This window comes from Streptomyces sp. NPDC052079, from assembly GCF_040680275.1.
In the GTDB taxonomy this organism is placed as follows: Bacteria; Actinomycetota; Actinomycetes; order Streptomycetales; family Streptomycetaceae; genus Streptomyces.
The window spans coordinates 99,192-115,489 of sequence record NZ_JBFAWL010000003.1; the positions used below are offsets into that span (position 1 = coordinate 99,192).

General features: G+C 72.0%; 18 protein-coding genes. 9 read left to right on the forward strand and 9 right to left on the reverse strand.

Annotation, left to right across the window (positions count from 1 at the left end; genetic code table 11):
- Positions 1-11: 11 nt before the first annotated feature.
- A complete protein-coding gene (locus tag AB0L56_RS07795) occupies positions 12-1,097 on the forward strand; it encodes a Zn-dependent alcohol dehydrogenase (RefSeq protein WP_365420156.1) in 1,086 nt (361 codons plus the stop codon).
- 241 nt (positions 1,098-1,338) lie between these two features.
- Positions 1,339-2,661, forward strand: a complete 1,323-nt coding sequence (locus AB0L56_RS07800; RefSeq protein ID WP_365420159.1) for an MFS transporter — start codon at positions 1,339-1,341, stop codon at positions 2,659-2,661.
- Here AB0L56_RS07800 and AB0L56_RS07805 read toward each other — a convergent pair.
- The 3 genes from AB0L56_RS07805 to AB0L56_RS07815 all read right to left on the reverse strand — a co-directional run bounded on the left by AB0L56_RS07805 (position 2,653) and on the right by AB0L56_RS07815 (position 5,071).
- Positions 2,653-3,615, reverse strand: coding sequence for a DMT family transporter (locus AB0L56_RS07805; protein ID WP_365420162.1), 963 nt, complete (start codon positions 3,613-3,615; stop codon positions 2,653-2,655). The two genes, AB0L56_RS07800 and AB0L56_RS07805, sit on opposite strands and share 9 nt — an antisense overlap.
- 62 nt (positions 3,616-3,677) lie before the next feature.
- Entirely contained in the window at positions 3,678-4,388 is a 711-nt protein-coding gene (locus tag AB0L56_RS07810) for a winged helix-turn-helix domain-containing protein (protein ID WP_365420165.1), read from the reverse strand.
- Between the two features lie 32 nt (positions 4,389-4,420).
- On the reverse strand, positions 4,421-5,071 hold the full coding sequence (locus AB0L56_RS07815) for a TetR/AcrR family transcriptional regulator (protein ID WP_365420168.1): 651 nt from the start codon (positions 5,069-5,071) through the stop codon (positions 4,421-4,423).
- An 87-nt stretch (positions 5,072-5,158) separates the two neighbouring features.
- Here AB0L56_RS07815 and AB0L56_RS07820 point away from each other — a divergent pair, with 87 nt between their 5' ends.
- The 3 genes from AB0L56_RS07820 to AB0L56_RS07830 all read left to right on the forward strand — a co-directional run bounded on the left by AB0L56_RS07820 (position 5,159) and on the right by AB0L56_RS07830 (position 7,368).
- Complete coding sequence (locus AB0L56_RS07820) at positions 5,159-6,310, forward strand: acyl-CoA dehydrogenase family protein (RefSeq protein ID WP_365420171.1); 1,152 nt, start codon at positions 5,159-5,161, stop codon at positions 6,308-6,310.
- Positions 6,311-6,369: 59 nt separating this feature from the next.
- Entirely contained in the window at positions 6,370-6,657 is a 288-nt protein-coding gene (locus AB0L56_RS07825; RefSeq protein ID WP_365420174.1) for a YiaA/YiaB family inner membrane protein, read from the forward strand.
- 66 nt (positions 6,658-6,723) lie between these two features.
- A complete protein-coding gene (locus tag AB0L56_RS07830; protein WP_365420177.1) occupies positions 6,724-7,368 on the forward strand; it encodes a TetR/AcrR family transcriptional regulator in 645 nt (214 codons plus the stop codon).
- Here AB0L56_RS07830 and AB0L56_RS07835 read toward each other — a convergent pair.
- A complete protein-coding gene (locus AB0L56_RS07835; protein ID WP_037932264.1) occupies positions 7,359-7,820 on the reverse strand; it encodes a MaoC family dehydratase in 462 nt (153 codons plus the stop codon). The genes AB0L56_RS07830 and AB0L56_RS07835 overlap by 10 nt on opposite strands.
- A 131-nt stretch (positions 7,821-7,951) precedes the next feature.
- On the opposite strand from AB0L56_RS07835, the gene soxR reads away from it, so the two are divergent.
- Positions 7,952-8,452, forward strand: a complete 501-nt coding sequence (gene soxR, locus AB0L56_RS07840; protein ID WP_365420180.1) for a redox-sensitive transcriptional activator SoxR — start codon at positions 7,952-7,954, stop codon at positions 8,450-8,452.
- A gap of 438 nt (positions 8,453-8,890) precedes the next feature.
- Here the strand turns inward: soxR and AB0L56_RS07845 are convergent, their stop codons facing one another.
- Positions 8,891-9,493 (reverse strand): hypothetical protein, encoded by a 603-nt coding sequence (locus AB0L56_RS07845; protein WP_365420183.1) that lies wholly within the window; start codon positions 9,491-9,493, stop codon positions 8,891-8,893.
- A gap of 442 nt (positions 9,494-9,935) precedes the next feature.
- Complete coding sequence (locus tag AB0L56_RS07850; RefSeq protein WP_365420186.1) at positions 9,936-11,192, reverse strand: DUF1343 domain-containing protein; 1,257 nt, start codon at positions 11,190-11,192, stop codon at positions 9,936-9,938.
- A 170-nt stretch (positions 11,193-11,362) separates the two neighbouring features.
- On the opposite strand from AB0L56_RS07850, the gene AB0L56_RS07855 reads away from it, so the two are divergent.
- Both AB0L56_RS07855 and AB0L56_RS07860 read left to right on the forward strand, forming a co-directional pair.
- A complete protein-coding gene (locus AB0L56_RS07855) occupies positions 11,363-12,136 on the forward strand; it encodes an SDR family oxidoreductase (protein WP_361033015.1) in 774 nt (257 codons plus the stop codon).
- 210 nt (positions 12,137-12,346) lie between these two features.
- Complete coding sequence (locus tag AB0L56_RS07860; protein WP_365420189.1) at positions 12,347-12,940, forward strand: TetR/AcrR family transcriptional regulator; 594 nt, start codon at positions 12,347-12,349, stop codon at positions 12,938-12,940.
- Here the strand turns inward: AB0L56_RS07860 and AB0L56_RS07865 are convergent.
- A complete protein-coding gene (locus AB0L56_RS07865) occupies positions 12,879-13,817 on the reverse strand; it encodes a LysR substrate-binding domain-containing protein (RefSeq protein WP_365420191.1) in 939 nt (312 codons plus the stop codon). The genes AB0L56_RS07860 and AB0L56_RS07865 overlap by 62 nt on opposite strands.
- A gap of 75 nt (positions 13,818-13,892) precedes the next feature.
- On the opposite strand from AB0L56_RS07865, the gene AB0L56_RS07870 reads away from it, so the two are divergent.
- A complete protein-coding gene (locus AB0L56_RS07870; protein ID WP_361033022.1) occupies positions 13,893-14,039 on the forward strand; it encodes a hypothetical protein in 147 nt (48 codons plus the stop codon).
- Between the two features lie 13 nt (positions 14,040-14,052).
- On the opposite strand, the gene AB0L56_RS07875 is transcribed toward AB0L56_RS07870, so the two are convergent.
- Positions 14,053-15,267, reverse strand: coding sequence for an acyl-CoA dehydrogenase family protein (locus tag AB0L56_RS07875; RefSeq protein WP_365420194.1), 1,215 nt, complete (start codon positions 15,265-15,267; stop codon positions 14,053-14,055).
- Between the two features lie 6 nt (positions 15,268-15,273).
- A complete protein-coding gene (locus AB0L56_RS07880) occupies positions 15,274-16,296 on the reverse strand; it encodes a phosphotransferase family protein (protein WP_361033028.1) in 1,023 nt (340 codons plus the stop codon).
- Positions 16,297-16,298: the final 2 nt, after the last annotated feature.

The following is a 16,298-nucleotide window of genomic DNA, read 5'->3' on the forward strand; positions in this document are numbered from 1 at the left end:
CCGTGACCGTCATGGCCGTACGTGCCGCCGTTCTGCCCGCCGTCGGTGCCCCGCTTGAGGTCACCGGGATCGATCTGCCCGAGCCCGGACCCGGCCGGGTCCGGGTCCGGCTCGCCGCCGCCGGCGTCTGTCACTCCGACCTGTCCCTGTCCAACGGCACCATGCGCGTGCCGGTCCCGGCCGTCCTCGGCCACGAGGGCGCCGGCACAGTCGTCGCCGTCGGCGAGGGGGTCACCCATGTCGCGCCCGGCGACGGCGTGGTCCTCAACTGGGCCCCCTCCTGCGGCGCCTGCCCCGCCTGCGCGCGCGGCGAGGTGTGGCTGTGCGCGGGCGCCCTGGACGGCGCGGCGCAGGTGCACGCCCGCCGCGCCGACGACGGCACCGACCTGTACCCCGGGCTGAACGTCGCCGCGTTCGCCGAGGAGACGGTGGTGTCCGCCTCCTGCGTCCTGCCCGCTCCGGAGGGCGTTCCGCTCGCCGCCGCCGCCCTGCTGGGCTGCGCGGTGCTCACCGGCTACGGCGCGGTCCACCACTCCGCCCGGGTGCGGCCCGGGGAGACCGTCGCGGTGTTCGGCGTCGGGGGAGTGGGCCTCGCCGCCCTCCAGTCGGCCCGGATCGCGGGCGCGTCGACGATCGTCGCGGTCGACGTTTCCCCGGCGAAGGAGGACCTCGCCCGGGCCGCGGGCGCCACCGACTACCTCGTCGCCTCCGACACCACCGCCCGGCAGATCCGCGCGCTCACCGGCAAGGAGGGCGTGGACGTGGCCGTGGAGTGCGTCGGCCGCGCGAGCACCATACGCACCGCCTGGGAATCCACCCGGCGCGGCGGACGCACCACGGTCGTCGGCATCGGCGGCAAGGACCAGCAGGTCACCTTCAACGCCCTGGAGATCTTCCACTGGGGCCGGACCCTCTCCGGCTGCGTCTACGGCAACTCCGACCCCGCCCGGGACCTTCCGGTGCTCGCCGGACACATCCGGGCCGGCCGCCTCGACCTGGGCGCCCTGGTGACCGAACGGATCGCCCTCGACGGCATCCCGGCCGCCTTCGACAACATGCTCGCGGGCAAGGGCGGACGGGCGCTGGTGGTCTTCTAGCCGGTACGACCCCGACCAGCCCGTACGGCCTCGAGCAGTCCGTACGGCCACGAGCAGCCCCGGCCCCGTCGCGAGGCCGGGGCCTCCGGCATGCCCGGGGGCCGTATTCGGTGCCCCCTACAGGCGAAAAACTGTCACCGCACAACCCGTTGACGTCCATACCGTCCGGTCAGTACGTTCCCCGGAACCCGGGCCTCCCTGTTCCGCTGTTCCGTCCCCGCACCCATCGGAGCGTGCACGCATGGACACCGCACCTTCCGCCCAGCCGCTCAACGCCACCACTCCCGCCGCCCCCAACCGCCGCAGGGTCGCCACCGCCGCCGCCCTCGCGTCGGCCGTCGAGTGGTACGACTACTTCGTCTTCGGCATCGCCGCCGCACTGGTCCTCGGCGACCTGTACTTCCCCTCCGGCAGCCCCACCGCCGGGGTCCTCGCCTCGTTCGCCACCTTCGCCGTCGGCTTCCTCGCCCGCCCCATCGGCGGCATCGTCGCCGGCCAGCTCGGCGACAAGCGCGGCCGCAAGCCGATGCTGGTCCTCGCGCTCACCGTGATGGGCCTGGCCACCACCGGCATCGGTCTCCTCCCGACGTACGAGACCATCGGCGTCGCCGCCCCCGTCCTCCTCGTCCTGCTCCGCGTCGCCCAGGGCGTCGCCGTCGGCGCCCAGTGGGGCGGAGCGATGCTGCTGGCCACCGAGTACGCCCCCGAGGGCAAGCGCGGGGTGTACGGCAGCGTGGTCCAGCTCGGCGTGCCGATCGGGGTCGTGACCGCCAACTCCGTGTTCCTGCTGGCGGGCGCGTTCACCACGGACGGCGCCTTCAGCGCCTGGGGCTGGCGTCTGCCCTTCCTCGTCGGCGTGTTCGTGCTCGCCCTCGCCTGGTACATCCACACCCGGGTCGAGGAGACGCCCGAGTTCCGCGAGGCCGAGAAGGCCCTGGCGGAGAAGGAGCGGACCGAGCAGGCCTCCCCGCTGCGCACGATCCTGCGCGACCACCTGGGCACGGTGTTCCTGGCCGGCGGCTCCTTCGCCGTGAACACCGCGACGTTCTACATCCTCATCACCGGCATCCTGGACTACACGACCCGCGAACTCGACATGGACAAGGGGGCGGTGCTCACCGTCTCCCTCTGCGTCAGCCTCACCCAGCTCGTGCTGATCCCGGCCTCCGCCGCCCTGTCCGACAAGGTCGGCCGGATCCGGATCTACACCTTCGGCGCGGTCGGCATCGCGCTGTGGGCCGTCCCCCTGTTCCTGCTGATCGACACCGGGTCCCTGCTCTGGCTCGCGGTCGGCACCTTCGTCGCCAGCTGCTTCCTGAGCATCATGTACGGCCCCCAGGCCGCCCTGTTCGCCGAGCTGTTCACACCGGAGATGCGCTACACCGGTGCCTCCCTCGGCTACCAGATCGCCGCCGTGGGCGGGGGCGGGCTCGCGCCGTTCGTCATGGTGCTGCTGCTGGAGGCCACGGGCACCTCGATGGCGGTCTCCGGCTACATCATCGTCCTGGCCGTGATCGCCCTGGGCTCCATCAAGGTCCTGGCGGACCGGGCGCGTTCACGCTGAGTCCCGGGCCCGGTCGGGCCGTGGCTCCTCCGCCGTCCGCGGGGGAGCCACGGCCGTCGCCGTCCTCGACCGGGACCGCGACACCGCCACACCCGCCAGGCACAGGGCGCCGCCCGCCAGGGTCAGCGGGCCCGGCACCTCGCCGAGCGCCAGCCAGGACATCAGCACGACCAGGGCCGGCACCGCGTAGGTCGTCGCCCCCATCCGTCCGGCGGTCGTCCGGGCCAGGGCGTAGGCCCAGGTCGTGAACGCGAGGGCGGTCGGGAACACGCCCAGGTAGACCATGTTGAGCGTGGCGGACAGGGGCGCGTCGGCCGCATCCCTCACGAGCTGCCCGGCGAACGGCAGACAGGCCACGGCTCCCACCAGGCACCCGTACGTCGTCACCTGCAAGGGGCTCGCCGAGCTCAGCGCCGGCTTCTGTGCGACGACCCCCGCCGCGTACGCCACGGCCGCCAGCAGACAGAGCACCACCCCGAGCACCGAGGACCCGCCCGAGCCGGACATCGACAGCCCCACGGTCACCGCGCCGGCGAACGACACGGCCATCCCCGCCAGCAGCCGCGGCGGAACCGAGTCCCCGAGCAGCCGGGCACCGAGCAGGGCGATGAGGATCGGCCCCACGTTCACCACCAGCGCGGCCGTACCGGCGTCCACCTGCTGCTCACCCCAGTTGAGGGCCACCATGTAGAACCCGAACCAGAGCAGCCCCGATATCAGGATCCCCCGCCACGCCGACCGGGGCGGCGGCCCCACCCGCCGCACCAGGCAGATCGCCCCCAGCGTCAGCGCCCCGGCCAGCAGCCGTCCGAGAGCCAGCGCCCCCGGGGAGTACGCGGTCCCCGCACTGCGGATGGACACGAAGGCGGAGGCCCACAGCACCACGGTGACCGCGGCCGCGCAGGCCGCGAGCACCTCGGCACGAGAGGCGGGACGTGAGGAGACGTTCATCATGCTCCGAGGCTAGGAGGTCGAAGGAGGAGTGGCTCGCGGATTTCGGACGGGAGGACTCGCGGTCAGCGCAGCGCCTCCGCGTCGATGCCCAGCAGCTCCGACAGCGCGTGTGCGCCCGCCGGTGTCACCTTCACCGCACGCTCGGAGCCGATGCGCACGCACCACTGCTCGCGCAGGGCGTGCCGGCACAGGGCCGCCCCCGCGACTCCGGCGAGGTGGGGGCGGCGTTCCGTCCAGTCCAGACAGGCCCGGGCCAAGGGGCGGCGGCCCCGTTGGTCGAGGCCGATGCGGGCCGTGCCGAACCAGCGCAGTCCCGCGTCGGTGAGCGCAAACCCGGTGTCCTGACGCAGCAGCCCCCGCGCGGTGAGCGCGTCGGTGACGGCGATGCCGAGCCGTCCGGCGAGATGGTCGTAGCAGGTGCGCCCGCGGGCCATGGCGGAGCCGGCGCCGGACTGCCGCAGGGTGCGCGGGGGTTCGGCGGCATCCGGTGCGACCTGCGCGGCCACGTCCTCCACCAGCTGGGCGACCCGCGCGTCGGCGAGCCGTACGTACCGGTGCCGGCCCTGGCGTTCCTCGGCCAGCAGCCCGCCCGCGACCAGCTTGCCCAGATGCTCGCTCAGCGTGGACGCGGCGACCCCGCAGTGCCGGGCCAGCTCGCCCGCCGTCCAGGCCCGCCCGTCCAGCAGCGCCAGCAGACACGCGGCCCGGGTCTCGTCGGCGACCAGCGCGGCGAACCGGGCCAGCCCCGCCGCCCGGGGATCCTTCCTGCTCATGTCACCAGCATGCGGCACGGACCCTTCGGCCCTCACCGAACGGTCCGCCCGCTCCTGACCTGCTCGTACTGCAGCGCCAGTCCGTCCAGCAGGGCGGTCAGCCCCGTCTCGAAGGCCCGCTCGTCGATCTTCTCCTGCTGCTCGGCGAGCAGATGGGCCTGCCCCAGGTGAGGGTAGTCGGCGGGGTCGTAGGCGCTGGCATCGTCCACGAAGCCGCCGGCGAAGGAGCCGAGCGCTGAGCCCATGATGAAGTACCGCATCAGCGCGCCGATGGAGGTGGCCTGCGCGGGCGGCCAGCCCGCCTCGACCATGGCGCCGTAGACGGCGTCGGCGAGCCGGAGCGCCGCCGGACGGCGGCCGGGACCGCGGGCCAGGACCGGGACGATGTTCGGGTGGTCGCGCAGCGCGGAGCGGTAGGAGACCGCCCAGTCGTGCAGCGCGGTCCGCCAGTCCCGGCCGTCCTCGAACATCGACAGGTCGACCAGCGCGCTGACCGAGTCGGCCACCGCCTCGAGGATCTCGTCCTTGGTGCGGAAGTGGTTGTAGAGCGAGGGCCCGCTGACCCCCAGTTCCGCCGCGAGCCGACGCGTGGAGACGGCGGCCAGACCCTCCGCGTCCACCAGCGCACGGGCCGTCTCGACGATCCGGTCGGTGCTGAGCAGGGGCTTGCGCGGTCGGGCCATGGGGCACATAGTAGGACCGCGACAGAAACTAGCAGTGCTAATTTAAACGTACACGGTCCTAGCGGCTTTCACTTGGGGTGACGCGGTATGAACCTGGAGCTGAGCGACGAGCAGGAGGCCGTCCGCCGGCTCGCCCGGGACTTCGTCGAGCGTGAGGTCGTACCCTCCGCCGCCGCCTGGGACCGCGCCGAGGAGGTCGACCGCGGCATCGTCAAGAAGCTCGGCGAGGTCGGCTTCCTCGGGCTGACGGTCGACGAGGAGTACGGCGGCTCCGGCGGTGACCATCTGTCGTACTGCCTGGTCACCGAGGAGCTGGGCCGCGGCGACTCCTCCGTGCGCGGCATCGTCTCCGTCTCCCTCGGCCTGGTCGCCAAGACGATCGCCGCGTGGGGCAGCGAGGAGCAGAAGCGCGCCTGGCTGCCGGGTCTGACCTCCGGGGAGTACGTCGGCTGCTTCGGCCTCACCGAGCCCGGCACCGGCTCCGACGCCGGCCATCTCACCACCCGCGCGGTGCGCGACGGCGACGACTACGTCATCGACGGCACCAAGATGTTCATCACCAACGGCACCTGGGCCGACGTCGTCCTGCTCTTCGCCCGCTCCACCGACGCCCCCGGCCACAAGGGCGTCTCCGCCTTCCTCGTCCCCACCGACACCCCGGGCCTGACCCGCCGCGCCGTCCACGGCAAGCTCGGGCTGCGCGGCCAGGCCACCGCCGAACTGGTCCTCGAGGGTGTGCGTGTGCCCGCCTCGGCGATGCTGGGGGAGGAGGGCAAGGGCTTCTCCGTCGCCATGTCCGCCCTCGCCAAGGGCCGGATGTCGGTCGCGGCCGGCTGCGTCGGCATAGCCCAGGCGGCGCTGGACGCGGCCGTGCGCTACGCGGGCGAGCGGGAACAGTTCGGCAAGCCCATCGCCGGTCACCAGCTCGTCCAGGAGCTGATCAGTGACATCGCCGTGGACGTCGACGCGGCCCGGCTGCTCACCTGGCGGGTCGCCGACCTGATCGACCGCGGCCGGCCGTTCGCCGTCGAGTCCTCCAAGGCCAAGCTCTTCGCCTCGGAGGCGGCCGTCCGCGCCGCCAACAACGCCCTGCAGGTCTTCGGCGGCTACGGCTACATCGACGAGTACCCGGCGGGCAAACTCCTGCGCGACGCACGGGTGATGACCCTGTACGAGGGCACCAGCCAGATCCAGAAACTGGTCATCGGCCGTGCCATGACCGGGGTTTCGGCCTTCTGAGTACCGCCTGAGTATCCGAGCGGATGTGGCGGCGGCCACATCCGCCGATGCTCGTCCCCATGAGCGACACACCGGTCAAGCAGCAGAGCACGGCCGCCTTCTACGGACAGGCCGTCGCGTCCTTCGGGGTGGCCATGGGGGCCACCGCGGTCGGCATCTACAACCTGGAGGCCGACGCGTGGGTCCGCGCCTTCCTGGGTATCGCGGTCCTGTACCTGGTCACCTCCGCGTTCACCCTGGCCAAGGTCATCCGCGACCGCCAGGAGGCCGGACGGATCGTGAACCGGGTCGACCAGGCCCGCCTGGAGAAGCTCCTCGCCGAGCACGACCCGCTCCAGAAGCTCTGAGCCTCACTAAGCGCTCGCTCACCCTTGCCGGTATGGTGGTGACTCTGCCAGCGAATGAGGTGAGTGATGAGTACGGCGGAGGAGACGGCCGGCGGTGAGGCGCAGCCGTGGGGTGAGGTCACGCCCGACGCGGCCCGACGGCTGCTGCTCGCTGCCGTGGAGGCGTTCGCGGAGCGCGGCTACCACGCCACGACGACCCGCGACATCGCGAGCCGTGCCGGAATGAGCCCGGCCGCGCTCTACATCCACTACAAGACCAAGGAAGAGCTGCTCCACCGGATCAGCAGGATCGGCCACGAGAAGGCCGTGGAGATCCTGCGCACGGCGGCCCGCGCCGAGGGCAGCCCGGCCGAGCGGCTCGCCGACGCGGTCAGCTCCTTCGTCCGCTGGCACGCGGGCGGCCGCACCACGGCCCGGGTCGTGCAGTACGAACTCGACTCGCTCGGCCCCGACGCCCGCGCGGAGATCCTCGACCTGCGGCGCCAGGTCGACGCCGAGGTGCGCGGCATCATCGAGGACGGTGTGCGCACCGGCGACTTCGACGTCGTCGACGTGCAGGGCACCACCCTCGCCGTGCTCTCGCTGTGCATCGACGTGGCCCGCTGGTTCAACGTGGAGGGGCCCCGTACCCCGGAGGAGGTCGGCGCGCTCTACGCCGACCTCGTGCTCCGGATGGTGGGGGCCGGAAGCGCGGGCGCCGCTCAGAGGTAGTAGCGGGCCACCGACTCCGCCACGCACACCGGCTTGTCGCCGCCCTCACGCTCCACGGTGAACGCCGTGGCGACCTGGACGCCGCCCTTCACCTCGTCCACCGCGGTGATCGTGGCGGTGGCGCGCACCCGCGAGCCGACCGGCACCGGGGCGGGGAAGCGCACCTTGTTGGTGCCGTAGTTGACGCCCATCTTCACGCCCTCCACGGTGATCAGCTGCGGGCCGAACAGCGGCAGCAGCGACAGCGTCAGATAGCCGTGCGCGATGGTCGTCCCGAACGGCCCCGCCGCGGCCTTCTCCGGGTCGACGTGGATCCACTGATGGTCACCGGTGGCCTCGGCGAACAGGTCGATCCGCTTCTGGTCGACCTCCAGCCAGTCGGTGTACCCCAGCTGCTCGCCCACCGCCGCCTTCAGTTCGTCGACGGACGTGAAGATCCTCGGCTCTGCCATGTCCCGGCCTCTCGCGTCACGGAGTCGCAGGCGCATCGCTGTGCGCATGCCTAAGCAACTGCTTAGCATGGTCGTCCGGGCGGCGCCTGTCAACGGACACGTGCGCCGAAGGGGTGGGTAGGGTTCGGGGAGTGCAACGGATTCCGGAAAAGATCCATGAGCTCACGGTCGGCCAGCTCTCCGCCCGTAGCGGTGCCGCCGTGTCGGCCCTGCACTTCTACGAGTCCAAGGGCCTCATCAGCAGCCGCCGCACCCCGGGCAACCAGCGCCGCTACACCCGTGACACCCTGCGCCGGGTCGCCTTCATCCGCGCCGCCCAGCGCGTCGGCATCCCGCTCGCCACGATCCGCTCGGCGCTTGCCGAACTGCCCGAGGAGCGCACGCCCACCCGCGACGACTGGGCGCACCTGTCGGAGGCGTGGCGGTCCGAACTGGACGAACGCATCAAGCAGCTCAACCGGCTGCGCGACCATCTCACGGACTGCATCGGTTGCGGCTGCCTCTCCCTGGACACCTGCGTCCTGTCCAACCCGGACGACATCTCCGGCGAACGCCTGACAGGCTCCCGCCTGCTGCCCGAAACCAGGAGCACTCGCGAGACCGACCGCTGCCCCCGCCCACACCGGGGCTGAAGCACGGCAGCGGGCGCCCGTATGGGGGTGAACGGTAACCGAGGCTGGGCGGGGGGTGTGTCTCTCACCGGCGCTTGCCGGGTGCCGCTGCGCCCACCCGTGCCGCCCCAGCGGCACGATTGCCCGCAGCTGGGGCGGCATCGATGCCCGCAGCTGGGGTGGCGTCGCTGCCCGCAGTTAGGGCGGCAGAGCTGGGGTGGCGTCGCTGCCCGCAGCTGGGGCGGCAGAGCTGGGGTGGCGTCGCTGCCCGCAGTTAGGGCGGCAGAGCTGGGGTGGCGTCGCTGCCCGCAGCTCGTAGCCGGGCGCCGACGCCCTCAAGTCGCCCCTCAACTGTCCGTGGAACACAGCGCTGGAACGACCGGTTACCCGGAGCCAACGGGGGTGCGGCATCCCCGGCGCACCCCCTTGCCCCCGTTGCTCCCTGCGTCGATCAGCGCCTCAGGCCGACACCAGCAGCCTCGCCCGGCGGGCGTCCGCCAGGGCCCCGGGGGTGAGCACGGGACGCGGCACCAGGATTCCGCAGTCCGTGCAGACCGGGCCCGCCGACGGCTCGTGATCCAGATCGTGACGCCACACGAGCCGTTCCCCCCGGCACACGGGGCAGGCGGAGCCCGGCTCCCGCTCCAGCGCGGCGATCAGCCTCCGCAGCACCTCGGCCAGTGGCTCCCGCGGATGCACCCGGGGGTCGTCGCACCAGGCCACACCGAAACCGCCCCAGGTCATCCGGTGCCAGTCGTCCACACTCCCCGGGCGGCGCAGCCCGTCGTGCTTCTCCTTCCTGCGGCGCTCGGCGAACTCCACCTCATAGGCCAGCCAGACCGCCCGGGCCTCCTCCAGTTCGTCCAGTGCGGCCACGAGCCGCGCCGGGTCGACGGAGCGGTCCTCGGGATCGAACCCGGCCCGCGAGCACAAATGGTCCCAGGTCGCCCTGTGCCCGTAAGGAGCGAATCGTTCAAGGCACTTGCGCAGCGAATAGCGCCGCAGAGCCAGATCGCACCGCGGATCTCGGACCTGTCTCGCCAGACTCCGGAAACCGGCCATCGTCCTGCACCTCCGTCACACCTGCACCTGTAATCCGGTCACTTCGGCGTCGTCGAACGGACGTCGCCGAATAGACGTATCGACACGCGAATCGGCTCCATCCATTTTTTATGGCCCCCATCAGCCGGCCGCGGGGACTCGCGAACCAACTGCCCCTGCGCGTCTTTCAGTTGTGGTCGTCCGCGGGGTACCCGGCGGTAACGTGCTCCGTGCCCTCCCGCAGGGGAGCACTCTCCCTCGACAGCCTGAGAACTCCCCACGGCGTCCACGGGTTCCTGAACAGCTGATCGATATGCACACCGCATAGCGAACCGCCGGGCCCGGTGAGCCGCCCGGCGCCGGCCGCGGTCGCGTCACCCCAGGTCACAGCGGTGCAGGCGCCCCAAAACAAAGAGGTGCGGCGGGCCGCCGGCCGCGACCCGCCGCACCTCCCGCGCCGTGCTCAGCGGTAGAGCAGGTACTCCCGCCGCATCCTCCGGAACCCCGCCAGCTCCTTCTCCCAGCCGGCCACCACGTCGTCCGTGTCCGCGCCGGCGTCGATCATCGTGCGCACGAGCGTGGAGCCCGTGAGCTTGTCGATCCAGTTGTCCGGACGCCAGGCGAAGCCGGTCCAGGACCGCTTCGCCGTGATCAGCAGGTGGATGCCCGTACGCACCGGATCGAACGCCTTCCGGTCGTGTACATGAAGCTGCACGCCCCCGATGGTCTTCCCCTGGAACTTGGAGAACGTCGGCGCGAAGTACGCCTCCCGGAAACGTACGCCCGCCGGCGCCGACGCGTTCGCCGCGGCGGCCCAGTGCCCGTCGACGCCCTCCGCGCCGAGCAGCTCGAACGGCCGGGTGGTTCCGCGCCCCTCCGACAGGTTCGTGCCCTCGAACAGACACGTCCCGGAGTACACCAGCGCCGTCTCCGGCGTCGGCATGTTCGGGCTCGGCGGCACCCATGGCAGCCCGGAGGCGTCGTAGAAGTCCGACCGCCTCCAGCCCGACATCCGTACGGTCTCCAGCGGCACCGGCGTCGTCAGGAACTCCCCGTTGAACATCCGCGCCAGCTCCGCCACCGTCATCCCGTGCGCCTGCGAGATCGGCTGCCGTCCGACGAAGGTCGCGAACTCCTTGTGCAGCACCGGACCCAGCGCCGCCCGCCCCGTCACCGGGTTCGGCCGGTCCAGCACCATGAACCGCTTGCCCGCGAGCGCGGCCGCCTCCATGCAGTCGTACAGCGTCCAGATGTACGTGTAGAAGCGTGCGCCGACGTCCTGGATGTCGAAGACCACGGTGTCCACGCCGGACGCGGTGAAGATGTCGGCGAGCGCCTGACCGCTCTTCAGGTACGTGTCATAGACGGGCAGGCCGGTCGCCGGGTCGTCGTAGCGGCCCTCGGAGCCGCCCGCCTGCGCGGTGCCCCTGAAGCCGTGCTCGGGCCCGAAGACGGCGATCAGGTCCACCCGGTCGTCTTCGTGCATCACGTCCACGATGTGCCGCACGTCGCGGGTGATGCCGGTGGGATTGGTGACCACGCCCACGCGCCGGCCGTCGAGCGGCGCATAGCCGTCCTCGGCGAGGCGTTCGAACCCGGTGCGCAGCCTCCGCCCGCCCCCTTGTGCCACCCCCGGCCCGGACGCGGCCGCCGCCGGTGCGGCGGAGGCCGCGACCGCGGCCGTGGTGGTGGCGAGCAGGCTCCGTCTGGACAGCTTCATACAGTGACCTCCATGATCGCGGCGGGTGTCATGCCCACGCACGCTAGCGCGGCGTGACCGCCCCGGGGAGTGAAGCGGACCGGCCCGCCTCGGAACGCCTCTTCCACCGTGCATACCGACCGGTTAGTCTGATCGCCGGAAGTTGCAGGGAGCCGCGTCGAAGGAGACCGATGGTGCAAGCCGTGCAAGGTGCGAAGGTGGTCGTCACGGGAGCCGGCGGCGGCATCGGAGCCGCGCTCGCCCGCCGCTTCGCCGCGCAGGGGGCGCAGGTCGTCGTCAACGACCTGGACGCCGACCGCGCCAAGGCCGTCGCCGAGGAGATCGGCGGTCTCGCGGTCCCGGGCGACGCCGCCTCGACCGTCACCGAGGCCCGCGACGCCCTCGGCGGAACGGTCGACGTCTACTGCGCCAACGCCGGCGTCGGCCGCGACGGCGGGGAACCGGGAGAACCCCTCGACGAGCAGGGCTGGGCCCTCTCCTGGGACGTCAACGTCATGGCGCACGTCCGCGCGGCGCACGCGCTGCTCCCGGACTGGCTGGAGCGCGGCAGCGGCCGCTTCGTCTCGACCGTCTCCGCCGCCGGACTGCTCACCATGATCGGCACCGCCCCCTACAGCGTCACCAAGCACGGCGCCTACGCCTTCGCCGAGTGGCTGTCGCTGACGTACCGCCACCGGGGTGTGAAGGTCCACGCGATCTGCCCGCAGGGCGTGCGCACCGACATGCTCGACGCCACCGGCAGCGCGGGCGACCTGGTCCTCAAGCCGACCGCGATCGAACCGGACGACGTGGCCGACGCACTCTTCCGGGGCATCGAGGAGGACCGCTTCCTGATCCTCCCGCACCCAGAGGTCGCCGAGTACTACCAGGCCCGCGCCACCGACCCCGACCGCTGGCTCACCGGCATGAACCGCATCCAGCAGCACTGGGAGGCCACCCGGTGACCGGCCCCGCCGGCCCCTCCGTCCGCCCCGGGGCGGACCCGGCTGTACCCGCCGCGCACCACAGGGAGAGACTGGCCGCCTGCAAGGATGCGCTCCCGGCGGAGATGCCGGCGCACCGGCCGGACACGGCTAGTGGGAAGATCCTCCTCCGGGAACCGCGTTCCCTGTACCACCACAACTGAGACGCGACACGGAAGGCGGGTGGCGGCAGTGCCCAGGACAACGGACGGTGACGGAACTCCTGTGCCGCAGCGGCTCCTGGCCGCCGCCACCCGGCTCTTCGCCGAGCAGGGCTACGACCGCACCTCGGTGCAGGAGATCGTCGAGGCGGCCGGCGTCACCAAGGGGGCGCTCTACCACTACTTCGGCTCCAAGGACGACCTGCTGCATGAGGTGTACGCGCGCGTGCTGCGCCTCCAGCAGGAGCGTCTGGACCAGTTCGCGGACGCCGACGAGCCCATCGAGAAGCGGCTGCGCGGGGCGGCGGCCGACGTCGTCGTGACCACGATCGAGAACCTCGACGACGCGTCGATCTTCTTCCGCTCCATGCACCACCTCAGCCCGGAGAAGAACAAGCAGGTGCGCGCCGAGCGGCGCCGCTACCACGAACGCTTCCGTGCGCTGATCGAGGAGGGCCAGCGGGAGGGCGTCTTCTCCACGGCCACCCCGGCCGACCTCGTGGTCGACTACCACTTCGGCTCCGTGCACCATCTGTCCACCTGGTACCGCCCCGACGGCCCGCTCAGCCCGCAGGAGGTCGCCGGCCATCTGGCGGACCTGCTGCTGCGGGCACTGCGCCCGTGAGCCGCCGCCGGCCCATGAGGTGATCGAGCAGGGCGCCCGCCGCCGGGTTGCGCGGCCGTGACCCGCGCCCGGCCAGCACCACCGTGCGCCCCGGATCCGGCTGCCGGACCGTGACACACGGCAGCCCCGCCCGCTCACCGATCGGCCGGGGCACGAACGCCACCCCGATTCCGGCCCGCACCAGATCCACCAGCAGCCCCGCCTGGGTGACGTCGCAGGTGATCCGGCGCGTGAGCCCGCAGTGGGCGGCCAGTCGTCGTACGGCCGTCTCCAGACCGGTTCCCGCGCGGAAGTCGACGAACGGTTCCTCGGCGAGCTCGCTGAGCAGCGCCGTCCCGGCCCCGGCGAGCGGATGCCCCGGCGCGGTGATCAGCACCAGCTCCTCGTGCCAGGTCGCGTGCACCGTCAGCCCTTCCGGCAGCTCCCGCGCGTCCGGCGCGAGATACGCCAGATCCAGCTCGCCCGCCCGCAGGGCCTCGGTCAGATCGTCCACCGTGGCGTCCCGTACGGACACCTGGATGCCGGGGAACTCCTCGTGGAAGGCGGCCAGTTCCTCCGGCAGATCGACGCAGGTCAGCGTCTGGATGGTGCCGATGGCCACCCGCCCGCTGTCCAGCCCGGCCACCGCCGCGACCGCTTCCCGCGCGGACCGCTCCCCGGCCAGCAGCGCCCGGGCCCGCGGCAGCAGGGCGCGCCCCGCCTCCGTGAGCACGACCCGCCGGCCGGTGCGGTCGAACAGATCGGCGCCCAGCTCCCGTTCCAGATTGCGGATCGAGGTGCTGAGCGCCGACTGCACGATCAGTTCGGTACGGGCGGCCGCGGTGAAGGTGCCCTCGGTGACGACCGCCATGAAGTGGCGGAGCTGACGGATCTCCATCCATCGATTCTAGTGATCGGCCCCAGCGAAACCATCTGTTGGACCGCTGGGCCGGGGCAAACCGATGCTGGCGCCATGGATCTGATCCCGGCCCTGTGGACCACCGCCTACTCCCCGCACGCCCCCACCGCACCCCGCCTCCTGGCCCGCCGGCTCCTGCGTCTGCGGGACTTCCTGCACGCGCTGGCGCTGACGGACCACACACCGTTCGGCGGCTACTAGCGACCGCATCTAGCTAGATGTGCTTCTTCAGCTCCCGGCGCGCCAGCGACCGCTGGTGCACCTCGTCGGGCCCGTCGGCGATCATCAGCGTGCGGGCACCGGCGTACAGCTCGGCCAGCGGGAAGTCCTGGCTGACCCCACCCGCGCCGTACAGCTGGATCGCCCGGTCGAGGATGCCCACGACCGTTCGCGGGGTGGCGATCTTGATGGCCTGGATCTCGGTGTGCGCGCCCCGGTTGCCGACCGTGTCCATCATCCAGGCGGTCTTCAGCACCAGCAGCCGCAGCTGCTCGACGGCCACACGCGCGTCGGCGATCCAGTTCTGCACCACGCCCTGCCGGGCCAGCGCCTTGCCGAACGCGTCCCGGGACACCGCGCGCCGGCACATCAGCTCGATGGCGCGCTCGGCCATGCCGATCAGCCGCATGCAGTGGTGGATCCGGCCGGGACCCAGCCGGGCCTGGGCGATGGCGAAGCCGCCGCCCTCCTCGCCGACCAGGTTGGACACCGGCACGCGCGCGTGGTCGAAGATCACCTCGGCGTGGCCGCCGTGGTAGTGGTCCTCGTAGCCGAAGACCTGCATCGCGCGCTTGATCGTGACACCCGGGGTGTCGCGCGGGACGAGCACCATGGACTGCTGCCGGCGGATGTCCGCCCCGTCCGGATCCGTCTTGCCCATCACAATGAAGATCTTGCAGTCCGGGTGCATCGCCCCGGAGATGTACCACTTGCGGCCGGTGATGACGTACTCGTCGCCATCCCGCTCGATGTGCGTGGTGATGTTGGTGGCGTCCGAGGAGGCCACCTCGGGCTCGGTCATCGCGAACGCCGAACGGATCTCACCCGTGAGCAGCGGCTGGAGCCACTGCTTCTGCTGCCGCTCGTCGCCGAACTGCGCCAGCACCTCCATGTTCCCGGTGTCGGGCGCCGCGCAGTTGGTGACCGTCGGCGCGATCTGCGGGGAGCGGCCCATGATCTCGGCGAGCGGCGCGTACTGCAGGTTGGTCAGCCCGGCGCCGTGCTCGGAGTCGGGAAGGAACAGGTTCCACAGGCCCTGCCGGCGGGCCTCCGCCTTGAGCTCCTCGATCACGGGAACGGTGTCCCACGGCGAGGCGGACCGCTCACGCTGCTCGTGGGCGACCTGTTCGGCCGGGTACACGTACTCGTCCATGAAGGCGAGAAGCCTGGTGCGCAGTTCCTCGGTGCGCGCGTCGAACGCGAAGTCCATGTGCCGTCAGCCTTCCTGAAGAGTGGTCAGACCGTGCTCGATGAACACCGGGACCAGATCGCCGATGCGGTCGAAGCCGCGCCCGACCGTCTGGCCCAGCGTGTAGCGGTAGTGGATGCCCTCGAGGATCACGGCGAGCTTGAACCAGGCGAACGCCGTGTACCAGGACACCGCGGAGACATCGCGCCCCGACCGCACGGCGTAGCGCTCGACCAGCTCGGCGGGCGCGGGGTGCCCGGGCGCCTCAGCGGTCGTGGAGACGGGGGAGTCCGGCATGCTCAGCGGCATGCTGTACATCACCAGCAGCCCCAGGTCGGTCAACGGGTCCCCGAGGGTGGACATCTCCCAGTCGAGGACGGCCTTGATCCGGTCGTCCTCACCGATCAGCGCGTTGTCGAGGCGGTAGTCGCCGTGCACCACGGCGGGCGCGGGGGAGGAGGGCAGCTCGCGGCCGAGCGCGGCGTGCAGCTCGTCGATCCCGGCCAGCTCCCGGTTGCGGGAGGCGTCCAGCTGCTTCCCCCAGCGCCGCAGCTGCCGGTCCAGGAACCCCTCGGGCCGGCCGAAGTCCGCGAGCCCCACCTCGCCCGGATCGACGGCGTGCAGCTCGACGAGCGTGTCCACCAGGTTCAGCACGGCGTCCCGGGTGCGCGCGGGGCCGAGCGGGGCGAGCTGGCCGGCCGTGCGGTACGGGGTGCCCTCGACGAATTCCATGACGTAGAAGGGCGCCCCGAGCACCTCCTCGTCCTCGCACAGCAGCACGGGACGCGGCACGGGCACGGCGGTCGGGTGCAGCGCGCTGATCACCCGGTGCTCGCGCTTCATGTCGTGCGCGGTGGCCAGGACATGGCCGAGGGGCGGACGCCGTACGACCCACCGGGAACCGCCGTCCGAGACCGCGTACGTGAGGTTCGACCTGCCGCCCTCGATCAGCCGGCCGGTGAGCGGGCCGTTCACCAGGCCGGGCCGCTCGCGTTCGAGCAGGCCGCGGAGCCGGTCGAGATCGAGTCCGGGCGGGTGGTCGGGGCTCATCG